Below are 15,166 nucleotides of genomic sequence, written 5' to 3'. Positions count from 1 at the left end.
ATCGTCTACGACCCGACCAACCATGCCGAGAACCTGCTGACCGCCGCCAGGTCGCTGGAGCAGATCAACAACCAGATCGCCTCGCTGCAGAACGAGGCGCAGATGCTGATCAACCAGGCCCGCGATCTCGCCAGCCTGCCGCATAGCTCGCTGCAGCAATTGCAGCAGAACGTCACCCGCACCCAGCAGTTGCTCGACGAGGCCCAGAACATCGCCTTCGAGGTGCAGGAGGTCGATCAGGCTTTCGAGCGGGAATACGGCACGCCGGATCTCTCGACATCCGAGCAGCAACTGCTGGCCGATGCCCGGACGCGCTGGAGCAACACCATGGGCGGGCTTCAGGACGCCATGCGCGTCCAGTCCGGCGTCACCAACAACATCGAGGCGCAGCGGGCCGAGATGGCCGCGCTGGTCGAGCAGAGCCAGAATGCTGACGGCGCCTTGCAGGCCAGCCAGGCCGGCAACCAGTTGCTGGCCCTGCAATCGCAGCAACTGTCCGACCTCACCGCGCTCCTCGCCGCCACCGGCCGGGCCGAGGCACTGAGCGAGGCCGAGCGCTCGGCGGCGGCCGAACAGGGCCGCATCCAGCGCGAACGGTTTCTGACACCCGGCGCCGGCTACCAGCCCGGCAATGCCCGGATGTTCAACGACTGAAAGCCCGAGGAGGCACCATCATGGAGGGCAAGGCGATGGTCCGGCTCATTGCCATCCTGTTCCTGGCGATCGTCATGACCGTGACGCTGATCCGCATGGAACGGGCCGGCGATCTGCCGCCCCTGCCCGGTCGGCAGAGTCAATCGCAGCCGGAAGATCCGCTGCGCGAGGGGCAGCGCCGCTGCCAGCGGATGGGCGCGGCTGCGGCGGAAGATGCCGAGTGCCTGCGCATCTGGGCCGAGACCCGCGACCGGTTTCTCGGCCGGACGCCGGCGCAATCGGCCGCAACCTCGAGCAGCGAGGAATAGCAGGAACATGGGCGGATCCGGCGTCATCGACAATTTCCTGGCGGTCTTCACCAGCTATATCGACAGCGGCTTCGGTCTTCTGGGCGGCGAGGTCGCCTTCATCGCCACCACGCTGATCGTCATCGACGTGACGCTGGCCGCCCTGTTCTGGGCCTGGGGCGCCGAGGACGATATTCTGGCCCGGCTGGTGAAGAAGACCATCTTCGTCGGCGTCTTCGCCTGGCTGATCACCAACTGGAACAGTCTCGCGCGCATCGTCTTCGACAGTTTCGCCGGTCTCGGGCTCATGGCCTCCGGCACCGGCTTCACCGCCGCCGATCTCATGCGCCCCGGCCGCGTCGCCCAGACCGGGCTCGATGCCGGACGGCCGCTCCTGGAATCCATCTCCGACCTGATGGGCTGGGTCGCGGTGTTCGAGAACCTGATCCAGATCCTCTGCCTGTTCTTCGCCTGGGCGCTGGTGATCCTCGCCTTCTTCATCCTCGCCGTGCAGCTCTTCGTCACCCTGATCGAGTTCAAGCTGACCACGCTCGCGGGCTTCGTGCTGATCCCCTTCGGGCTTTTCGGCAAGACCGCCTTCATGGCCGAGCGCGTGCTGGGCAATGTCGTCTCCAGCGGTATCAAGGTTCTCGTGCTAGCCGTCATCATCGGCATCGGCAGCACCTTGTTTTCGCAGTTCACCACCGGCTTCGGCGGTGTCGCGCCGACCGTGGACGACGCCATGGCCATCGTACTCGCGGCGCTGTCGCTCTTGGGCCTCGGTATCTTCGGGCCCGGTATCGCCACCGGCTTGGTTTCCGGCGGTCCGCAGCTTGGCGCCGGGGCCGTTGCGGGGACAGGACTGGCCGTGGGCGGCGCGGCACTGGCCGCCGGCGGCGCTGCGGTGCTCGGCGCCAAGGGCGTCGCTGCCACCGCGCGGGGCGGGGCCGCGACGGCGGGGGCCGCCTCCGCCGCCTATACGCTGAACTCGGCCGGACAGTCCGGGATCGGCGGCGCCGTCTCCGGGGCCGCCGGTGTCGGCAAAGGCGCCGGCATCGCCGCCATGACCCCGCTGCGCCGGGCGGCGGCCAGTCTCAAGGCCAGCCGCGACGCCGGCGTGAAAGCCGCCTTCACCAGCACCGGGGGATCGACCACGCAAGGAACGCTCGGCGGCCCGGCCGCTGGTGTCGGCGGTGTGGCGCCAACCAGCGGCAATGCGCCCGCCTGGGCGCAGCGCCTGCGCGGCCAGTCCCTTGCCCGGGGCGCCACCGTCACCGCCCATGCGGTGCGCGCCAGTGACAGCCACGGCCCCGGCGCCTCCGTCTCCCTTTCCGAAAGCGACAAGCCATGAACCCCTTCAGACGCTCGACCACCCATTACGGCGAGACACCCGAACCCGAGACGCCCTATCAGAAGGCGGCGCAGGTCTGGGACGAGCGCATCGGCTCGGCCCGGGTGCAGGCCAGGAACTGGCGGCTGATGGCCTTCGCCTGCCTGTTCCTGGCCGCCGGCTTTGCCGGGGCGCTGGTCTGGCAATCGGCGCGTGGCACTGTCGTACCTTGGGTGGTGCAGGTCGACGATCTGGGGCAGGCGCAGACCGTGGCCGCCGCCACGGCGGATTACCGCCCGACCGATCCGCAGATCGCCTGGCATCTCGGCCGTTTCATCGAGCAGGTCCGGTCTATCCCGGCCGATCCGGTCATCCTGCGCCAGAACTGGCTCCAGGCCTATGACTGGACCACCGATCGCGGCGCCGCGGCGCTGAACGACCATGCCCGCGGCAACGATCCCTTCTCGAAGCTGGGCGAGCGGCAGATCTCGGTCGAGGTCTCCTCGGTCATCCGCGCCTCGCCGGACAGCTTCCGGGTCGCCTGGACGGAAAAGCGCTACGAGAACGGCCAGTTGTCTACGACCGAACGCTGGACCGCGATCCTGACTATCGGCATCCAGACACCCCGCACCGCCGAGGCCCTGCGCGCCAATCCGCTCGGCATCTACGTCAATGCGATCTCATGGTCGCGGGAGATGAGCCAATGACCGCAATTCGCTTCGAACGATTGGTTGGCGACAGGACGGGATCGCTGAGCAAATCCGCAATCCTTCCTGTCGTGGTACTCGCGATGACCACACTCGCCGGCTGCGCCACGACCAAAACGCCACAGTTCAGCTATGACGACCACGTGCCGCCATTGCCATCGCCGCCCGCCGCCGTTGCCGATCCGGCTCCGGAACCGCTGCATGTGCCGCCGGACTGGACCCCGGCGAAGGGTGGGAATGCAGCGGAAAGCCCGGCAGGCCAGGTTACGAACGCCAACCTCGCCGCCCGGGTGGAGCCGCGCCGGGAGGGCTATTACAACGCCATCCAGGTCTATCCGTGGAGCGAAGGCGCGCTCTATCAGATCTATGCGGCGCCGGGGCAGATCACCGATATCGCGCTGGAGCCGGGCGAGCGCCTGACCAGCACCGGTCCCATCGCCGCAGGCGACACCGCCCGCTGGATCATCGGCGATACGGAGAGCGGCAGCGGCGCGTCCCGCCGCGTGCATGTGCTGGTCAAGCCGACCCGGCCCGAGATCAGCACCAATCTGGTCATCGCCACCGACCGGCGCCGCTACATGCTGGAATTGCGCGCCGACGAAGAAACCTGGATGCCGGCGGTGTCGTGGCATTATCCGGAAAGCGCGTCTGCGGCCGCACAGCGTCGCGCGGCTCCTGCCGCGCCGGTGATTCCGGGGAAGGCTGCGCGCAACCATCGCTACGGCTTGCAGGTCCTAGGCGCGAGCCCGCCCTGGCGCCCGGTCTCGGTCTTCGACGACGGCCGCCGGGTCCATGTGGTCTTCCCGCCCGGCATCGCCCAGGGCGAGATGCCGCCCCTCTTTGTCATCGGCCCGGACGGCGCCCCCGAGATCGTCAACAGCCGTGTCCACGGCAATGTGCTGATCGTGGACCGGCTCTTCGGCGTGGCCGAACTGCGCCTCGGCTCGGGAAAACGCCAGCAGGTGGTCAGGATTATCCGTATGGAACAGACACGGGCGGCCATCCAGCCGACCCGTGCGCCGACGAAAGGATCGTCCTGATGAGCGACAGGGACACCGCCGCCGCGCCGCTGCGCCTGCGGGCAGAGCCGCCCCGTGTCACCCGGTTGTCGCGCAAGGTGCTGGCGGGCCTCGGTGGGATCGCCGCACTCGGCATCGGGGCGGCGCTGATCTTTGCCCTGCAAACCCGCGACGTCGAGCGCGGCGGCGAGGAACTGTTCTCCACCGAAAACCGCGCCACCGCCGACGGGCTGGCGGAACTGCCGCGCGACTATGCCGGTCCCGTCCTCGGCCCGGCGCTGCCCGGGGATCTCGGCAAGCCGATCCTCAATGCGCGCAATCGTGGTGAGCCGGTGCCCGCGCCCGGCACGCCCACCGTCACCGCACCCGCCATGGATGCGGCGGAGCAGCAGCGGCTGGCGGAAGAAGAGGCGGCAAGGCTCAGCGGCGTGTTCTTTCAGGGTGGGCCACGGTCTGCGGGCGGGTCGGACATGGGCGCAGGGCCAGCCGGTCAGACCCCAGGCGCGCTTGGCACCATGGGACAGCCCGGCGCCGCAGCCACGCAGGACCGGCATGCGGCGTTCCTGGGCGGCGCCGCAGATCGCATCACCGTTGCCCCGGATCGTGTCGAAGCTCCTGCCTCACCCTATCTGCTGCAGGCCGGATCGGTGATCCCGGCGGCGCTGATCACCGGCATCCGCTCCGATCTGCCCGGCCAGATCATCGCCCAGGTGACGCAGCCGGTCTACGACAGCCCTACCGGCTCGATCCTGCTGATCCCGCAGGGCACCCGCGTCATCGGCGAATACGATGCCAGTGTCACATTCGGCCAGCGCCGGGTGCTGCTCGTCTGGAACAGGCTGATCTTTCCCGATGGCCGCTCGCTGGTGCTGGAGCGCCTGCCGGGCGCCGATGCCAGCGGCTATGCCGGGCTCGAGGACGGGGTCGATTACCATTGGGGAGAGCTGATAAAGGCGGCCGGGCTGTCGACGCTGCTGGCGGTCGGCACCGAACTCACCGCCGGTGACGACGACGACCGGCTGGTCCGCGCCATCCGCGACGGCGCCCAGGATACCGTCGACCAGGCCGGCCAGCAGATCGTCCAGCGCCAGCTGCTGGTCGCCCCCACGCTGACCATCCGGCCCGGATTCCCGGTCAGGATTCTTGTCGGCAGAGACTTGGTCTTCGAGAACGCAGGAGAAAGATGATGACGAAGCTGAAGCTGGGGCCGCTCGCGGACGATACGCCGGTGAAGCTGGCTGTCGAATTGCCGGCGAGCCTGCACAGGGATCTCGTGCTTTATGGCGAACTGCTCGGCCGCATCGGACCCGGCGGGACGGGGGCGGCGGTCCCGCCGCAGAAGCTCGTCGTGCCGATGCTGGAGCGGTTTCTAGCCTCGGATCGCGGCTTCGCGAAGGCGCAGAGGAACGTGAGCGCTGGGCGTCAACTTGGCGACTGATTCATTGCGCCTTGCTGGCTTGCGCCGACAGGGTGCGTGCCAGGATGAGCAGCCGGCGCAGGGCCGGATTGTCGTTGCGCGGCGACCAGACCGCGCAGAAGGGCAGGGGCTCTGTCGCGAGCGGCCGAAAGATCACGCCGGGGAAGTTCACGCCGGTTGTCGCTTCGCTGGTGAGCGTCAACCCGTTGCCCAGGGCGACGAGCTGCATCAGCGTGTCGCGCGAAACCGGGCAGCGTTCGACACTCGGATGATGGCCGAGTTCAGACAGATGCCGGACCAGATAATCGTGGATCTCCGGCCCCGGCCCGGCCTCGCTGACGACGAAATGCCTGTCGCGCAATTCGGACCAGGCGATCCGCTTCCGCACCGTCAGGTCGTCGTCCTTCGGAAGCGCCACAAAGACCCGTTCTTTCCAGAAAACCTCCACATCGCATTCTGCCGCTTCGGGGGTGCCGGTCAGGAAGGCAACGTCCATGCAATGCTGGCGCACGGCGGCGATGTGGTCGCTTGGAACGCCTTCCACGATCACGCATCGCACACCGGGATGATCGCCATTGTAGCGGCGCAGAAGATCCGCGAGAAAGCCCGAAGCCAGCGAGGCGAAGATACCGATCCGCAACACGCCGTGTTCGACCCGGCCGGCCGCACCGACATCCTTGATCGCCAAGTCGAGTTCGCTGAATACCCGGCGGGCATGCGGCAGGAATCTCTTGCCGGCATCCGTCAATGTCACGCCGCGCTTGTGGCGAATGAAAAGCGCCGCGCCGATTTCGTCCTCGAGATCGCGGATGCGCCGGCTGATCGCGGATTCCCGCACGCCCAATTCCCCCGCTGCCGCGCTGAAGCTGCCGTGTTCTACCGCCGCGATGACATAGCGGAGATGGCGGAGTTCTATAACAATATCTTTTCGTCCGGCGCCTGCCCGGTTCCTATGTGAATTGGTCATGTCAAACTCCCCTAAGGGCACGCCGATGGAGTCTAGGCTTCACTCCGAGCCTGCCGCCGTCGGCTTTGTGTCTGCGACGGTGATGGGGCGCTAAGCAGGGCATTCAACAGCGCCGATGCTGTCGAAGGATCCTTTGCGCGACATGCGCTGACCATTTCACCGTGCAAGGCAACGATCCGTTGCCGACCGGCTGCTGTGATTTTTTCGCCTTCGAGTGTGGAGGCGGGACCACCACTCAGTTTGTCGAGAGTGGACCAGAATATATCCAGTATCTGATTTTGAGTGGCACGGGCAATCAGCAGATAAAAATGACGCAACTCTTGACGCAACTCACGGAGATCACTTGTCAATCTCATTTTCTCAACCACCGCGTCAAGCGCATCGAAATCATCAGCGGAACCCATTTCTGCCGCCTGTGCGATAAGCGCTGGTTGGAGTGCGATCAACGCCCTATGCATTGTCGTGTCGGGAATACCATGAACCCTGAGATAGACCGAAAGCCCATGAGCAACAATATCGGTGCCGGGCCGCGTAATCATGATGCCGCCACCAGGTCCTGGCCGAAGTTCAATGACCCCCTGAGTCTCGAGGATTCGCAGGCTTTCACGTAGAGTCGGACGGCTCACATTGAATTGCTGTAACAGCTCAGCTTCGGTGCCAAGATATGATCCGGAAGCTAAATTATCCGTGATGATCCGATCCAAGAGCCGCTGCGCGACGTACTCCGATTTGCTTCTTGGCATTTCGTCGCTCGATTTCGCCATCTCATACACTTTCTATCTTGTTGGCGCTGGCATATCCCGGAATGACGAAGGGACAGTGCTTTGCACCAGAGAAGTTTTTGCTTCCGGAACCGCTGCCAACTCTGGCAATTGAGCAGCGTGGTGAATTGTGTCTAGGTGCTCGACGACCGATCCGAGGCTTATCTCCAGTAACTATGCCTACGAAAGACGGCAAGTATTAAGGTTTCGGCTGCCTCCCCGCAGGCTGCGGAACCGCGAGGAGGCGAGGGAGCTACCCCGTGAGAACCAACGAAAGCTGCGGGAACGCAAGCAGCAGTGTCAGAATGATGATCTCCATCACGAGGTAGGGCAATACCCCGATGAAGCTGCGTCGCAGATCGACCTTGCTGGTGGCCGAGACAACGAAGGTCACCAAACCGAGCGGCGGCGACACGAGGCCGATCTCGGCAGTCTTGATGATGATCACCCCCCACCAGATGGGATCATAGCCAAGCCCCACCATCAGCGCAGTCGAAATCGGCGCGGTCAGGATGATGATTGCGGCCTGATCCATGACCATGCCAAGCAGCAAGTACACGAAGACCACAAGCAGCATGACCATGGTGGGCGAAATACCGCTGTCGGCGATCCATTGCAGCATCATCGTCGTTATTTGCGAGAACGAAATGAAATAGCCGAAGAGGTGGGCACCAAAGATGATCGTGATAATCATCGTGGTGATGCGCAGCGTCGTGCCGACGGCATCCAGGAAACCATGCCTGGTCATCCTCTTGGTCGATAGCGAGACGAGCAACGCTCCCGCAGCGCCGATGGCCGCGACCTCGGTTGGGGTGGCGATGCCGGCATAGAGGGCGCCGACGACGACCGCGATCAAAAGCACGACCGGCCAGACACGACCGCTGGTGCGGTGTTTGGCTGCCTCCACCTCGGCGCCCGGCTTGGGACCGAGATGGGGACGATACTTCAGCACCAGCGAGATAGTCACGATGTAACCGACTGCGGTGATGGCTCCCGGAATGATCCCGGCGATGAAGAGCTTGCCGACCGATGTGTCCGTCATCAGGCTGTAGAGGATGAAGGCCGTTGAGGGTGGGATCATCACCGCAAGCGTGCCGGCGATGGCTGCCGTTCCCACGGCAAAGCCCGGATCATAGCCTGCCCGCCGCATCGCGGGATAGGAGGCGCGCGAGAGGCTGGCCGCCGAGGCGGTGCTGGAGCCCGTCACCGCCGCATGGATCGCGCCGGCCACGATAACGGCCATCGCCATGCCACCGCGGATCTTGCGCAGGACTCGGTTGCAGGAAAGGAATAGATCCTCCGCCACTCGCCCCACGGAAAGGAATTCCGCCATCAGTACAAACATGGGGATGGTCAGGAACACGTAGCTCGCAGATGTGTCGCGGACGACCTTGGACATGAGGGCCTCGATCGTGCCGGTGGGCACCAGCATACCAAGGGAAAGTACGCCCCCCAGACCGAGTGCAAAGCCGATGGGGACGGCCAATGCGATCAGCAGAAGAAGAACCAGGACGCCAAGTCCGAATGTAGCCGCCATGTCAGGGCTTCCTTATATTTCTGATTCTGCGTGGGGATCGGCGCAAATCTCGGCAGCAGGAGCGAAAGCTGTCAGCAGAACCCGGATCGCCAGCAGGCCGCATCCGAGCGGAACCCAAATCCATGAAAGATAGACCGGCCAGTCTATCACCCCGATCCGCACTTCGCCCGTGGTCCAGACCTTCTGGAACGCCCCTCCGCTGGTCCAGGCCAAGGCAAACACGTAAAGAAAGCCTAGGACGAGACCGAGGCGGAAGACGAATGCCTGCATCCAGCCGGGCAGCATGTTGGTGATCCCGGTTATGCGGATGAAGCCACCGGTCCGGAACCCCCAGGACAGAGCCAAGCTAACGACTGCTACCATGAGGTAGTCTTCCGTCAAGGTGTATTGGAAGGCGATCGGTGCATGAAACAGGTAGCGGAAGATCGCGTCGAGTGAGACGATGACCATCATGAAGAGCAGGATGATGCCCGCCAGGATGGCGCAGATGTTTTCCAGAACGGACACGACCCGATCGACGCTTCGATAGATTGCGTTCTGCTCGCCAGCCTCGGTCCCGATCACTGGGCTAGGCCTTCGCGATAGGCGTCAAAGGTCTCGCGCGCCGCTATGCCTCGATCCTCCAGGCGCTTGATGTAGTCGTCCGCCACGACGGAAAGCTTGGACGAAATCGCCTCCAGCTCCTCTGGCGCGAACTCGAACAGGGTGATTCCCGATTCGGCGAATTCTGTCTGCAACGCGACGTTTTCCTTATCCATGTAAAGTGCGAGATCCACCTCGACTTGCCGGCCGCAATCGTCGAAAGCTGCTTTGAACTCGTCGCTGAGGGCATTGTACTTGTCGAGGTTGATCGAAAGCACCGCGGCGCCGCTGCCAAAGGATCCGTTGGTGCTCACCGATTTGACGAGTTCGGGCAGGCCATAGGTCTTGCCGCTGGCCATTGCGATAAATGCTGCATCCACCGTGCCTCGCTGCATGGCGATATACATGTCGCTCGTGCTCATCTCGACGGGAATCGCCCCCAGCGCGGTGGCCATCAGGCTGGGCGACCCGGCGCTGACGCGCGCCTTCAGGCCGCTGAACTTGGCCAGCGTATCCGCCGGTGCGCCCGAGGACATGACCTGATAGGCGGGTTGAAGGTTGAAAAGCAGCGGGTGAAGCTTGTTGGCCGTGAATTCCTGCGCGATCGCCGCACCCGCATCGCCGGCTTTGCGATATGCCGCGACCATATCCACGGCCTCGGTGCCCATGTCGGGCAGCAGCGGTATGCCATTCAGTGGCATCTGGGACGACACGTAGCCGGTGATGATCGCCGCGATGTCCGTGACACCTGAGTTCACCGAATCGATGGCAGCGTTGTGGCTGGTGATCTGGCCGGACGGGAAATGGATGAAAGTAATGGCATTTCCGGTCTTTTCTTCGACGCAGGCCATCCAGGGAACGATACCCTGTGCAACGACCGGATGAGTCGGCGGGTAGCCATGCGCTACGTTGAACGATTCCGCATATGCGGAACCGCCTGCTAGGCCGGCTGCTGTCGCTGCTATCAAGCCGGTCCACTTGATGAAGTTCATGTTGTCCTCCCTGAACTCTTTCATCCCTCATCGCTTCCGTCGGTGCTGACGCTGACATGAGGTTAGAGGGTTGTTTGCAATTGAAGATTTCGCATGCGGTCAGTCTCCGGATCGCAATCCATACTTCATATTCATGGCCTCCAGCCATCTTTCGTGCAGTATGTGATCCACCCTATTCACTGTCAATCATTTAAATCATTTTTGTCCTTGGGTTTGGCTTACTCTTTGATCTTTGAGGACGCTTCCGCACATGAGACGCGGGAGCTTCGAGGCTTTTACTTGACAGATAGCCCACGAGCGGGCATCAATGGTCGCAATTACGATCAAATGTTCATAATGACGAACAAATGGCAAGTTGTCCAGACAATGTGCGTGGCGATGGCTGTGCTGATCGAGGGAGGGGGAAATTTTGAAAGTAAAAGGATCGTTCCTGCACGACGAGCCTGCGCTCAGGGTTTCGTTTGGTTGGGACGTACACGGGAATCTTATTAAAGACATGGATCGCGCGGGGCTTAGCCGTGCGGTCGTTGTTTGTGGACGCAGCTTGGCGAAGTCTGGCTCGGAACTGGAACTGCTGCGTGAAGCGCTCGGCCCGCGTCTGGCTGGTATCCATCCCGGCGCACGCCCCCACAGCCCCGTTCCCCAGGTCATCGAGACCAGCCGTTTCCTGCGTGATGCCGGTGCCGATGCGGTCATCGCGGTCGGTGGCGGCTCAGCCATTGTGACCGCCCGTGCCGCCAGCATCCTGCTGGCTGAGGGCGAGGATGTCGCGGCGCTTGCGACCTCGGTCACAGCCGAGGGTCGCATGATCAGCCCTCGACTGATGGCGCCCAAGCTGCCGCAATTCGTGATCCCGACGACGCCGACCACCGCAATCGTCAAGGCGGGCAGCGCCATCTATGACGAGGTGGCGGACAAGCGGCGGGCGCTGTTCGATCCCAAGACGCGCAGCCAGGCCGTCTATGTCCACCCGGCGCTGCTGGCCCCCGTTCCGAAACAGGTCTTCGTCTCGGCTGGACTCAACACGCTTTGCATGGCGGTCGAAGGCCTGATCGCCACAAAGGGCGATCCTCTTGCCGACGCACAACTGACGCACGCCTTGCGACTCGCCGCCGACGGGCTTGCCCAGCTTAACGGGCCAGAGGCGGGGCAGGCGCGGGCCGATTTGATCTTTGCGGCTATTCTGTGCGGACGCGCCACGGACAGCACCAATGGCGGGCTGACGACGGCGCTGGGCCATGCCATCGGTGTCCGGCACCATGTCGAAAACGGTATCGTCAACGCCGTGGTTCTGCCCAGCGTCATTGAATTCAACGCCGATGCAGCGGCCAGCGACCTGCACAAGGTCGAACGGGCGCTGGGCTTGGCGAGGGCAGGCAGTGCGCGTGAAAGCGCCCTCGCGATCGGCCGGCATCTGGTGGCGCTGTTCGATGCTCTGGGGGTGCCGCGCACGCTTGGCGAACTGGGCGTTCCGGCAGAGGCACGGCCTGAGCTGGCACAATTGGTGACCGAGGACTGGTTCCTGCGCGGGAATCCCCGCCCGGTTCGCGACGCGACCGAGGTCGAACGAGTGATGACGACGCTTTGGTAACGCTGTCCAGGGCGCAACGCATGACGGCAGAGGAGGCCGAAGTGAAAAAGACCCATAATTTTGTGGGCGGGAAATGGATCCCTGCCCAGGCAACTGGCGAAATCGAAGTGATCAACCCGACGACGGAAGAGGTTTTCGCTGTCGTTCCCGAGGGGACAGCAGGGGATGTGGCGCCTGCGGTCGAGGCCGCCGCTACCGCCTTTCCTGGCTGGTCGGAAACCACGATCGAGCAACGCGCCGACATGCTGCGCAAGTTTGCGAGGCTGACGGAGGCACGGGCCGAAGAGCTGACCTTCACCGGCGTTAGCGAAGTCGGCCAGCCTGCGGCCGCCGCACGCGTCTTCCAGACGCAGGGTGCCGTGGGAGAGCTTGACCTGATGGCCGAGATCCTGCCCGAGATGGACTGGAATATTCCCGAGGGCAAGGCGGTGGTGCGCCGGGTGGCGGGTGGCGTCGTGGGCGCCATCACTGCATGGAATGGGCCGCTGCGGTCGGTGATCTCGAAGGCCGGGGCCGCGATGGCGGCCGGATGCACGGTCGTGGTCAAGCCAAGCGAGGTGGCTCCTATGACCGCCTATATCTTCGCCGAGATTTGCGAGGAGGCCGGCTTGCCGCCAGGTGTCTTCAATTTGGTCTCGGGGACAGGTCCGGTCGTGGGCGAGGCCATCGTCGCGCATCCGGCGGTGGATATCGTTTCGCTGACCGGTTCAGTTCGAGCCGGGCGCCGGGTGATGGAGGTGGCGGCGCAGGACATCAAGCGTGTCCATCTGGAACTGGGTGGCAAATCCGCGAACATCCTTTTCGAGGATGCCGATATCGACCACGCGATTTCAGTCGGAATCGAGGATGCGTTCCGCAATGCTGGGCAGGTCTGCGGCGGGCTGACGCGCATTCTGGTGCCCCGGACGCTACTTGCAAAGGTAGAGGAAGCGGCCAAGGCCAAGGCAGAATCCTTCGTCATCGGCGATCCCTTTGACCCGGCCACCACACTGGGCCCGGTCGCGACCGCGGCGGCGCGCGAACGTATCCGCGGCTATATCAATCTGGGTCAGCGGCAAGGCGCGCGGATGATCACCGGCGGCGCCGAGCCGCCCATGGGCCTGAATCGCGGCTTCTTCGTCAAGCCCACCGTCTTTTCCGGCGATAATTCCATGCGTATCGCGCAAGAGGAAATCTTCGGTCCGGTCGTGGTCATCATCCCCTTCGACGGCGAGGATGATGCGGTCAGGATCGCCAATGACTCGGCCTATGGCCTGGCCGGCGGTTTGTGGTGCAGGGATGTGGAACGCGCGCGCGCGATTGCCCGCCGCATCCGGACCGGGCGCGTCCGCATCAACGGCACGCCGCTCGAGAAGCGGGCGCCCCATGGTGGTTTCAAGCATTCCGGCATCGGTCGCGAATGGGGCCGCTACGGGATCGAGGAATTTCTCGAATACCAGTCAATCATTGGCTGAGAGGGCAAGGATGACGCTGGTCAAAGCCCGCTGCACCTGCGCAGCCCATGCGCCCTTCGAGCCGATGATCATCGAGCGGCGCGAACTGGGTCCGCATGATGTGATGATCGATATCGCCTTCGCTGGGATCTGTCATACCGATATCCATTACGCCTATGACGAGTTCGGTCGCACGACCTATCCGCTGGTCCCCGGGCACGAGATCGCCGGTGTCGTCTCGGGGATCGGCAGCGATGTGAGCCGCTATCAGGTGGGCGACAGGGTCGGAGTCGGCGTCATGGTCGATTCCTGCCGCAACTGCCCTGCCTGTAAGGCGGGGCAGGAACAATACTGCACCGGCAAGCGCATCATGACCTACAATTCGGTCGGCCGCGACGGTAAGCCGACCTATGGCGGTTACAGCCAGAAGATCGTCGTGGATGAAAACTATGTCGTCCGCATTCCGGAATCGATCCCGTTGGACCGTGCGGCACCGATGTTCTGCGCCGGCGTGACTGTCTATTCGCCGTTGCGCCACTGGGGTGCCGGGCCAGGAAAGAGGGTGGCGATCCTGGGCTTCGGCGGGCTGGGCCATCTGGGCGTTCAGATTGCCCATGCCATGGGAGCCGAGGTCATCGTGTTGGACATCGCGGAAAACAAGCGGGACGATGCGATGCGCCTGGGCGCAAACGAGTTCCGCCTAGCCACCGATCCCCGGACCTTTCGCGACCTCGCGGGCAGGATCGACCTGATCATTTCGACCGTGCCGGTCGATATCGATCTTGACGAATATGCCGGGCTTCTCGCGCTGGACGGCACCTTCGTGAATACGGGCGTGCCTGCGAAGCCGCTTTCGATCGACGCAATCAACCTGCTGAACAACCGGCGCTCGGTTGCCGGCACGCGCAGCGGCGGCATTGCCGAGACGCAGGAGATGATGGATTTCTGCGCCCTTCACGGCATCGGCGCCGAAGTCGAGATCATCAGCGCCGACCAGATTGACGAGGCCTATGCGCGTGTACTGCGCGGGGACGTGAAGTTCCGTTTCGTCATCGACACCAACACGTTGCAATGAGGTGAGTCACATGGCCCAAGCGAAGATTCTCACGGAACGCGAAGGCGCCGTCCTGCGGGTTACACTCAACGATCCGGCGACCCGCAACTCCCTGACGCCCGAACTGGTCGCAGGCCTACACCGGGCGCTTGTCGCGGCGGATGAGGATCAGACGGTCAGTTGCGTTGTTCTGACTGGTGCCGGCAAGGGATTTTGCGCCGGGGGGAACATCAAGGACATGCGCGACGGGAATGACCCGATGTTCCGGGGTACGCCGCACGAGATGCAGGAGGGCTATCGCAACGGCATTCAAGCCCTGCCGCGGCTGTTCAACCGGCTTGATGTGCCGGTCATCGCCGCCGTGAACGGCAGCGCCATTGGCGCCGGCTGCGATCTGGCCTGCATGTGCGACATCCGGGTCGGCGCAAGCGATACGAAATTCGCGGAAAGCTTCATGCGGGTCGGGCTGGTCTCCGGCGACGGTGGCGCATGGTATCTGCCGCGCGTAGTCGGTCTGCCGCGCGCGCTGGAAATGGCGCTGACCTGCGCGACCCTCGATGCGCAAGAAGCGCTGGCCTTCGGCTTGGTTACCCATGTCGTGGAACCCGGGGCGCTGCTCGACAAGGCCATGGACCTTGCGCACGCGATCGCGGCGCATCCTCCCCGCAGCATCCGTCTGAACAAAAGGCTGCTGAAGAGGTCGAACGAGATCGACCTGGAGGCCGCGCTTGAACTGGCGGCTTCCTACCAGGCGATCGTGCAGAACACCGCGGATCAGAAGGAAGCCGTCAGCGCGCTGCTGGAGAAACGCGCCCCTGCCTATGTCGGACGCTGA

At 63.9% G+C, this 15,166-nt stretch carries 16 protein-coding genes; 11 read left to right on the top strand and 5 right to left on the bottom strand.

Annotated features, from left to right (window positions below):
- The 7 genes from trbJ to BLT64_RS22325 form a co-directional block, all read left to right on the top strand.
- On the top strand, nucleotides 1-654 hold a 654-nt coding region (gene trbJ, locus BLT64_RS22355), incomplete at its 5' end, for a P-type conjugative transfer protein TrbJ (protein WP_074810636.1).
- A gap of 20 nt (nucleotides 655-674) precedes the next feature.
- Nucleotides 675-962 carry a putative entry exclusion protein TrbK-alt gene (gene trbK-alt / locus BLT64_RS22350; protein ID WP_011746501.1) on the top strand — a complete coding sequence of 96 codons (288 nt, stop codon included), beginning with the start codon at nucleotides 675-677 and terminating at the stop codon, nucleotides 960-962.
- Between the two features lie 7 nt (nucleotides 963-969).
- Nucleotides 970-2,292 (top strand): P-type conjugative transfer protein TrbL, encoded by a 1,323-nt coding sequence (gene trbL / locus BLT64_RS22345; RefSeq protein ID WP_011749466.1) that lies wholly within the window; start codon nucleotides 970-972, stop codon nucleotides 2,290-2,292.
- On the top strand, nucleotides 2,289-2,978 hold the full coding sequence (gene trbF / locus BLT64_RS22340; RefSeq protein WP_011749467.1) for a conjugal transfer protein TrbF: 690 nt from the start codon (nucleotides 2,289-2,291) through the stop codon (nucleotides 2,976-2,978). Before trbL ends, trbF begins: the two co-directional genes overlap by 4 nt.
- On the top strand, nucleotides 2,975-4,018 hold the full coding sequence (gene trbG, locus BLT64_RS22335; RefSeq protein ID WP_011749468.1) for a P-type conjugative transfer protein TrbG: 1,044 nt from the start codon (nucleotides 2,975-2,977) through the stop codon (nucleotides 4,016-4,018). The genes trbF and trbG overlap by 4 nt, the downstream gene beginning before the upstream one ends.
- A complete protein-coding gene (locus BLT64_RS22330; protein ID WP_011749469.1) occupies nucleotides 4,018-5,184 on the top strand; it encodes a TraB/TrbI/VirB10 family type IV secretion system protein in 1,167 nt (388 codons plus the stop codon). Before trbG ends, BLT64_RS22330 begins: the two co-directional genes overlap by 1 nt.
- Nucleotides 5,184-5,435 carry a DUF2274 domain-containing protein gene (locus BLT64_RS22325; protein WP_086000172.1) on the top strand — a complete coding sequence of 84 codons (252 nt, stop codon included), beginning with the start codon at nucleotides 5,184-5,186 and terminating at the stop codon, nucleotides 5,433-5,435. Before BLT64_RS22330 ends, BLT64_RS22325 begins: the two co-directional genes overlap by 1 nt.
- Nucleotide 5,436: 1 nt before the next feature.
- Here BLT64_RS22325 and BLT64_RS22320 read toward each other — a convergent pair whose 3' ends face one another.
- The 5 genes from BLT64_RS22320 to BLT64_RS22300 all read right to left on the bottom strand — a co-directional run bounded on the left by BLT64_RS22320 (nucleotide 5,437) and on the right by BLT64_RS22300 (nucleotide 10,253).
- A complete protein-coding gene (locus tag BLT64_RS22320; RefSeq protein WP_011749471.1) occupies nucleotides 5,437-6,381 on the bottom strand; it encodes a LysR family transcriptional regulator in 945 nt (314 codons plus the stop codon).
- A gap of 32 nt (nucleotides 6,382-6,413) precedes the next feature.
- Complete coding sequence (locus BLT64_RS22315) at nucleotides 6,414-7,145, bottom strand: FadR/GntR family transcriptional regulator (protein WP_128493037.1); 732 nt, start codon at nucleotides 7,143-7,145, stop codon at nucleotides 6,414-6,416.
- Nucleotides 7,146-7,395: 250 nt separating this feature from the next.
- Nucleotides 7,396-8,679: a TRAP transporter large permease gene (locus BLT64_RS22310; protein WP_011749473.1), complete on the bottom strand. Its 1,284-nt coding sequence runs from the start codon at nucleotides 8,677-8,679 to the stop codon at nucleotides 7,396-7,398.
- Between the two features lie 12 nt (nucleotides 8,680-8,691).
- Nucleotides 8,692-9,243: a TRAP transporter small permease gene (locus BLT64_RS22305; protein ID WP_011749474.1), complete on the bottom strand. Its 552-nt coding sequence runs from the start codon at nucleotides 9,241-9,243 to the stop codon at nucleotides 8,692-8,694.
- Nucleotides 9,240-10,253: a TRAP transporter substrate-binding protein gene (locus BLT64_RS22300; protein ID WP_011749475.1), complete on the bottom strand. Its 1,014-nt coding sequence runs from the start codon at nucleotides 10,251-10,253 to the stop codon at nucleotides 9,240-9,242. The genes BLT64_RS22305 and BLT64_RS22300 overlap by 4 nt, the downstream gene beginning before the upstream one ends.
- 409 nt (nucleotides 10,254-10,662) lie before the next feature.
- On the opposite strand from BLT64_RS22300, the gene BLT64_RS22295 reads away from it, so the two are divergent.
- The 4 genes from BLT64_RS22295 to BLT64_RS22280 are packed head-to-tail and all read left to right on the top strand — an operon-like array spanning nucleotide 10,663 to nucleotide 15,166.
- The gene (locus tag BLT64_RS22295; protein WP_011749476.1) at nucleotides 10,663-11,844 is read left to right on the top strand and encodes an iron-containing alcohol dehydrogenase family protein; all 1,182 of its coding nucleotides are present in this window, start codon (nucleotides 10,663-10,665) and stop codon (nucleotides 11,842-11,844) included.
- Nucleotides 11,845-11,864: 20 nt separating this feature from the next.
- Nucleotides 11,865-13,298, top strand: a complete 1,434-nt coding sequence (locus BLT64_RS22290) for an aldehyde dehydrogenase family protein (protein ID WP_011749477.1) — start codon at nucleotides 11,865-11,867, stop codon at nucleotides 13,296-13,298.
- 10 nt (nucleotides 13,299-13,308) lie between these two features.
- The gene (locus BLT64_RS22285) at nucleotides 13,309-14,352 is read left to right on the top strand and encodes an NAD(P)-dependent alcohol dehydrogenase (protein ID WP_011749478.1); all 1,044 of its coding nucleotides are present in this window, start codon (nucleotides 13,309-13,311) and stop codon (nucleotides 14,350-14,352) included.
- A gap of 10 nt (nucleotides 14,353-14,362) precedes the next feature.
- Nucleotides 14,363-15,166 carry an enoyl-CoA hydratase-related protein gene (locus BLT64_RS22280; protein WP_011749479.1) on the top strand — a complete coding sequence of 268 codons (804 nt, stop codon included), beginning with the start codon at nucleotides 14,363-14,365 and terminating at the stop codon, nucleotides 15,164-15,166.

It is taken from the genome of Paracoccus denitrificans (assembly GCF_900100045.1).
Lineage (GTDB): Bacteria > Pseudomonadota > Alphaproteobacteria > Rhodobacterales > Rhodobacteraceae > Paracoccus > Paracoccus denitrificans.
The sequence above is the reverse complement of the archived record's forward strand: the minus strand, read 5'-3'. Positions and strand labels throughout refer to the sequence as shown.